This is a genomic window from Rhizobium sp. SG570 (genome assembly GCF_012275345.1).
GTDB classification, from domain to species: Bacteria; Pseudomonadota; Alphaproteobacteria; order Rhizobiales; family Rhizobiaceae; genus Rhizobium; species Rhizobium lusitanum.
The window spans coordinates 87,531-94,150 of sequence record NZ_JAAZQI010000023.1 but is presented as its reverse complement, the minus strand read 5'-3'; the positions used below and the strand labels follow the sequence as shown (position 1 = coordinate 94,150).

The window sequence follows — 6,620 nt, the reverse complement described above, 5'->3', positions numbered from 1 at the left end:
CCGAACTGCCCAAGGGGCACAAAAGTTGGCGCCGTGACGAAGGAGTGATGTGAAGGCACAAGCGGAATGGACCGCACGAACCGAAGGACCCGTGGCATCGTATAGCGCGGCAAAGCGCGATAAGGTGATAGGGATCGGTTTGAGCGCAAAACATCAGGGCCAGCGGTCATATCAAACCGCGCTTACAGGCCGGAGACATGATTGCACCCGACCCGCCAAGCTCAAACATCGCCTAAATCACCTTGCCAAGCGGGCGCCATCCAGACACGACGCTACTCGCACGCGGCATCGGTGAACGGCCACTCCCTCAACAACGCTGCCAATAGGCGGCGATGCTGAAGGTGCCGGGATCCCTGGCGATCTCGCTCTTGACGAAAGCGCGGACGGCACGGGCCTGCTTCTGTTCGCAGGCGACCCAGACAAAGGTTTCCGGATCGGTCGCAGGCACGATGTCGCGCAGGATGCGTTCAAGCGTATCCGTCGTTCCGGCAGCGGCATCATTGCGATGCAGCCAGGTGACATTCATCGATGCGCTTGATGTCAGCGGCTGCTCTTCTTGTTTGTCGGCGACCTCGAGAAAGATCCGCAACTCGGCATCGGCAGGGACGGAGGCTGCAATGCGGGCGATGGCCGGCAGCGCGGCTTCGTCGCCAGCAAGAATGAGTTTGCGCGCTGTTGGCACGCCGCCGCCACCGGGGCCGATCAGGCCGGCGCGATCGCCGCGGCGCGCGGTCATCGCCCAGATCGCTCCCGGCACATCGTCGCCTTCATGTACAACGAAATCGATATTTATCTCGCCTCGGTCAAGATCGATGCTGCGGATCGTATAGGCGCGGATGGTGAGCGCATCATCGCCCTTCGGCCAATGGATGCGGCCGTCCGGCTCCGTATGCGGCCAGACCGGCTCGCGACCCCTCGGCGGGATGAGCAGGCGGACATGCATGCCGCCCTCGACGAAATGCCTTGCATCATCGGTCGCGACGACGACGCGGCGCATATGCGGGGTGATATCGTAGGCATCGACAACCCTGATTTCGCGGAAGTTCGGTATGGCTGATGGTTGCGGGCCGTCGGCCCAATTGAGGGCGAGCGTGTTGCTGGTGGAGAGTTCGAACAGGTTTTCGGCGACCATGCTGCGGATTGTGAAAAGCATGGCTGCCGTCGGGCAACGTAGCTTGATGTCGAGACGATCATTGCTGACGGCGATGTCGGCGCTGCCGATGACGGTATCGAGGCGGGCTCCGGCCGCGCTTCTCGTGATGGTGACATGTTCGGCAAAACGCGCGCAGAACTTATCCAGCAATTGACCGGCATCCTTGTGGGTCGCCACGCCGGAAGCGGTAAAATCCCTTGCATGCATCATTTTTTCGTCTCCTTGCGGGTCAGGAACCAGATGAGATAGGGGCCGCCGATCAGCGCCGCGAACAGACCGACGGGAACCTCATAGGGAAAGATCACAATGTGCGACAGCCAATCGGCCAGCACGAGCAGCATGGCTCCAAGCAACAAGCTCGCGCCCAACTGTTTGACGGTGCTACGAAAGCCTATGAGGCGCCCAAGATGCGGTGCGATCAGCCCCGTCAGGCTGAGCGGGCCGACGAGGAAAGAGGGGATCGCAGTCAGGATGGCCGCAAGAACCGCCAGAGTGAGGCGGCTTGCCGCAACCGAGAGGCCGACGGAGCGCGAAACGTCGCCGCCGAGCGGCAGCACATCGAACCATCGCCTCAGGATCGGCAGGATCGGAACGAGAAGCACAAGCGAAATGACCCCGATCCAGGCTTCGAAGGAGCCGGCCCGATTGGTGGAGCCCGACAGCCAGGTCAGCAGGAGATAGGCGCGCAGATCGCCGCGTGAGAGAACGACAGTGACGATTGCCATGCAGAGAGCGCCGATGGCGACGCCCGAAAGCAGCAGTCGCTCGGGGTCGAAGCCGCCACGCGCGCTGAATGCCATCATGCCAAGGAATGCAATCAGCGCGCCGATCGTCATTGCGGTGATGGTGACGACGGGCGAGGGGAATGCAAAGAGAAAGAGTGCGATCGTCAGGCCCGCACCGCCGCCGGCGCTCACTCCCAGGACCTCGGGGCTTGCGAGCGGATTGGCGGTGAGGCGCTGCATGATGAAGCCGGCTGCGGCGAGCATCGCGCCGGCAGTTGCTGCAACGACGGCGCGCGGCAGGCGGAAAGGCAGAAGTTCCCGAAACTGGCTGCCGATCGCCATGTGCCAGCCATCGAAACTGCGCCCGACCGACAGAACAATGAGGATCAGAAGAACGAAGCCGAGCGCGAGCAAAGCAAGCGCTCGTCCCGGTGCTGCAATAGTCAGCCGTGCCCGAGGGCCGCCAACGGCGCGCAGCGCATTGCCGGAATGCAGGCGCCGCAGAAGCAGCAACAGGAGCGGTCCGCCAAGGAGCGCGGTCGCTGCTCCCGTCGGGGCAAGGTCGGTGAACCCCGGCGAGAGGAGCTGCACCAGGCAATCCGTCAGGAACAGCAGGCCGGCGCCGGCGATAGGGGCGGCGATCAGCAGCTGCCGGGTGCGCCGCGCGCCGCAGAATCTGGCGATGTGAGGTGCGGCAAGCCCAAGAAAGCCGATGATGCCGACCTGCGCCGTCACCGAAGCCGCCAGCCAGACGGCAAGCGCCAGAATGGCAAGGCGCATGCTGTGCAACGCAAGGCCGAGGTTCTTGGCGCTGCGGTCGTCCAGGCTCATCACCGTCAGAGGACGGACCAGTACCAATGCGGCTGCAAAGCCGATGATCAGGCGCGGCGCAAGCGTGACGACGCCATCCCAGTTTTGCTGGTTCAGCGCGCCCGCGCCCCAGATGAAGACGGACATGGCATATTCGCCGCGTGCGAGAATGATGGTGACGCTAAGTGCGGTTGCAACCAGCGTCACCATCATGCCGCATAGCGCCACCGTCACCGGGTCGAGACCACGCCGCCAGCTCAATGCCAGAACGATCAGGACCGCAGCAAGCCCGCCGACAAAGGCAGAGATCTCCCGCGGCAGGCCGATCAGGAGGGGAAAGAGCCCGACAGCGATCGTCATCGCCAGCTGCGCCCCGGCGGCGATCCCGAGCGTCGAGGCGTCGGCGATCGGATTGCCCAAGACTCTTTGCAGCAAGGCGCCCGAAAGGCCGAGAGCCGCACCGGCTATGATTGCGATAGCCGAGCGCGGCAGCAGGCTATCGGTGAGCAAGATATGGTTGAGTGCGGCTGCTTCGCGTACATCAGCGGCAAGCTGCGGCCGCAGCAAGAGCAGAGCTGCAAAAGCAAGGATGCAGAGAGTGGCGAGCAGAGCACCGTTGCGTGCCAGCGATTTGCCTTGGGCAATCACAGGCCGATCAATCGTTCCATGCACGGTTGAGCCCTCCTGCAACGAGATCGGCGAAGCGTTCTGCCGCCGGCAGCGCACCATAGGGATTGATCGAGCCGAGCATGAGGACACGACCTTGCCGTACCGGCGGAAGCGCATTCCAGAATGCGCTTTGCTGGAGTTCCGCCAGAGCTTCGGCCGGATGCGGCGGGATGAGGACGATCCATGCATCCGGCATGGCGGCTAGCCGTTCGATGCCGACCGGTGCGGTCGCCGAATAACTCGTCAAATCCGGCCAGGCATTGGTCAGGCCGGTGCGGGTGAGAACTTCCCCGAACATGCTATCGGAGCCGAAGACGCGAAAGTGCCTGGCGTCGCCCAGATTGATCGGCAGGATCGGCCGGTGATCGCCCTTGCTGAAACTGGCGCGATAGGCTTCGAGCTTTTCGCGCATCGCGTCGACGAGGGCGCGACCTGTCATAAGTCCAAGCCGATCGCCGATCGCAAGGGTTGCCTGCTCCGAAAGCTGGTAGGGGTTGGCTCCGGGTTGATAAATGGCGTGGCTCTCGACCGGTGCGATCAGCCGCATGTGATCGTCGGCCCAGGTATAGAAATTGGAATTGAAGATCAGATTTGGCCTGGATGCAAAAAGGACTTCGAAGTTCGGCGTGCCGCGCAGCCCGAGATCGGCAACGCCCGCGGGAATAGCCGGGGTAACGGCAACGTCGCGGAATTGCAGTAATTCGGTACCGGCAACCACATTTGCGCCGATCGCCAGCAGGGTTTCCAGAATGGCCCAATCGAGCGTCGCCACACGCGGGCTCGCCGCCGCGCGCGCCGGCGTCAGGCCTGCGATCGCGCCTGCGCCTGCCATCGCAATGAACTGTCTTCGAGACAGCTTATGGGTGTTTCCTGCTGTCATTGGAAATAGCTGACCAGGCTGCAGCACTGTGACTGGGCAAGCATCCCCGCGCCGACGCGGTAAATTCGCAGCCACTGCGTCGTCATGCGTAAGCGTTGCCTTCGGTTTGAAACGAGTTCGAGGATTGCCTTGCGGCAATCCTCGGTTCCTTGCCATGATTGAAAATGAAAGTATACTATAATTCTCAACTTACCACTTCTTGCTGAGCTTGAAGGTGATGGTTCTCGCTTCGCCGTAGCCGCACACATTCGCGCCGGCGCAACCCGAGACATATTCCTTGTCGAACAGGTTCGCGACGTTGAGTGCCGCACCCCAGCCCTTCTTCTCGTAGCGGATGCCCGCATCGAAGAGTGTTGCCGAGGGTACGCGCAGCGTATTGGCCTGGTCTGCCCAGGATTTGCCCTGGTAGCGCACGCCGGCGCCAATGCTGAGTCCGTCAAGCGCATCGCTCGTGAAGGCGTAGTCGAGCCAGAGGGATGCGGTGGAATTCGGCACCAGATAGGGCGAGTTGCCGATGATGGAGGAGTCGAGGTCCTTGGTGATCGTCAGCTCGGTGTAGGAATAGGAGCCGAGGAGCTTCCAATTGTCATCCAGATTGACCTTGCCTTCGAATTCGACACCGCGCGAGCGGACCTCGCCGACCTGGCGCTGCAGGAAGGTGACTGGATCGGTCAGCGCCATGTTCTTGCGGTCGATCTGGAAGATGGACGCCGTGAACAGGCCGTCGATGAAGTCGGGCTCATACTTGATGCCGGCCTCGTATTGCTCGCCCTTCTCCGGCGTCAGACCACCGCCGGTAACGCTGGTGCCGATCAGAGGATTGAAGAAGGTGCCGGCGCTGACATAGGGCGTGATGCCGTTGGAAAACTCGTAGGCGAGGCCCGCACGGCCGCTTGGCGCTGATACGTTCGACTTGTAGCTCGTGCCGACCTTCGAGTCGGAATTGGTGTCGACGAAGTCGTAACGGCCGTTGAGCGTGACCAGCCAGCCGTCGCCGAAGCGCATCTGGTCCTGCGTATAGATACCGAGTTGCTGCTGCGTCATGACCTGATTGAGGTAGACGAAGTTGCTGCCCTGCGGCGTGCCATAGACGGGGTTGGTGGCGCTGATCGGATTGGAGCCGCAGCACGCCTGGATCTGGTCGAGGCGGTAGATCGAATAGTCCGTGCCGATCAGGAAATCATGGCTGATCAGTCCGGTGTCGAACTTGTTTTCCGCGCGCGTATCGACGGAGAACGTATCGACCTTTGAGCGCTCGAAGAAGCCGATGCGGTTCAGCATGTAGTTGGGATCGTCATAACCAGGGCTGAGCGGATTGCCGTCGACATAGCCGTTCAGATACGGGCCTTCCTCGCGCTTGTAGAGGTGGCCGTAGCGCGCGTTCTGCGACACGGTCCAGCCGCCGTCGAAATCGTGCGAGAATTCGTAACCCAGCATCTGCTGGGCATATTTGAGATTATCGATGCTTCGCTCGCCATAGAAGGCATCGCGCTTGATCGTGCCGAAGGGGGCATCGACAACGGTGCCGACATAGGGGAAGAAGCCGTTGCCGCTATGGATTTCGTCCAGGCCGCTCAGCATGCCGAAGACGGTCAGCTTGGTGGACTCATCGGGCGAGATGGTGACCTGCGGCATGATGAAGCCGCGCAGGTCGTGGGTGCCGTCGCTATAGGTGTCGCCGCCGGCGATCTTGCCGGTCAGGCGATAGCGGTAGACGCCGTCGGCCGAAAGCTTGTCGGAAAAGTCGAAGCCGACGAAGGCATTGCCGAGATTGTTGATGCCGATCTCGGTCGAATATTGAGGAGTGTCCGTTGGCTCCTTGCGGACCATGTTGACGAGGCCGCCCGGATTGGCACCGCCATAAAGCACGGAGGAAGGCCCTTTCAGCACTTCGACGCGCTCGAGCATATAGGGATCGATCTGGAAGCCACCGAAGCCGTAGCTATAGAGCGTCAGGCCATTCATGAAGACGCCGCTCTGCGTCGCGTCGAAGCCGCGAATGTAGAACCAGTCGGTATCGCCATCATTGCCGAAGGGCTGCGTGGTGACGCCGGGTGTATAACGCAGAACCTCATCCACCTTGTTGGTGATGCCGCGATCCTGCATTTCCTGCCGGCCGATGACGGAGACCGATTGCGGTACCTCGGTGATTGGCGTGTCGGATTTTGAGCCTGCCGTGGTCTTCCTGGCGACATAGCCCTTGACCGGCGCGATGCCGCTGTCTTCACTCTTCTGTTGCGAACCCTGAATAACCAAAGGCTGCAGCTCCGTCGGCGTTTCCTGCGCCATGACCTTGGAGCCCGCTAGCAGCGCGATAATAGCTGCGCCCGTCGCCATGAGCCGCGCTCGCGATACCTCCTGCTTCAATCCCTGCATTTCCGTC

General features: G+C 61.7%; 4 protein-coding genes. All 4 read right to left on the bottom strand.

Features of this window, described 5'->3' with window-relative positions; translation table 11 throughout:
- Positions 1–307: 307 nt before the first annotated feature.
- Complete coding sequence (locus FHT28_RS31255; RefSeq protein ID WP_234904027.1) at positions 308–1,363, bottom strand: siderophore-interacting protein; 1,056 nt, start codon at positions 1,361–1,363, stop codon at positions 308–310.
- Positions 1,360–3,336 carry a Fe(3+)-hydroxamate ABC transporter permease FhuB gene (fhuB, locus tag FHT28_RS31250; RefSeq protein WP_312865295.1) on the bottom strand — a complete coding sequence of 659 codons (1,977 nt, stop codon included), beginning with the start codon at positions 3,334–3,336 and terminating at the stop codon, positions 1,360–1,362. Before fhuB ends, FHT28_RS31255 begins: the two co-directional genes overlap by 4 nt.
- 7 nt (positions 3,337–3,343) lie before the next feature.
- Positions 3,344–4,189, bottom strand: a complete 846-nt coding sequence (locus tag FHT28_RS31245; protein ID WP_234904028.1) for an ABC transporter substrate-binding protein — start codon at positions 4,187–4,189, stop codon at positions 3,344–3,346.
- 237 nt (positions 4,190–4,426) lie between these two features.
- A complete protein-coding gene (locus tag FHT28_RS31240; protein WP_113118433.1) occupies positions 4,427–6,613 on the bottom strand; it encodes a TonB-dependent siderophore receptor in 2,187 nt (728 codons plus the stop codon).
- Between the last annotated feature and the right edge of the window lie 7 nt (positions 6,614–6,620).

Coding starts and splice junctions, on each gene's coding strand:
- FHT28_RS31255 (WP_234904027.1), bottom strand. CDS start 1,363: ATGATGCATGCAAGGGATTTTACCGCTTCCGGCGTGGCGACCCACAAG.
- FHT28_RS31245 (WP_234904028.1), bottom strand. CDS start 4,189: ATGGCAGGCGCAGGCGCGATCGCAGGCCTGACGCCGGCGCGCGCGGCG.
- FHT28_RS31240 (WP_113118433.1), bottom strand. CDS start 6,613: ATGCAGGGATTGAAGCAGGAGGTATCGCGAGCGCGGCTCATGGCGACG.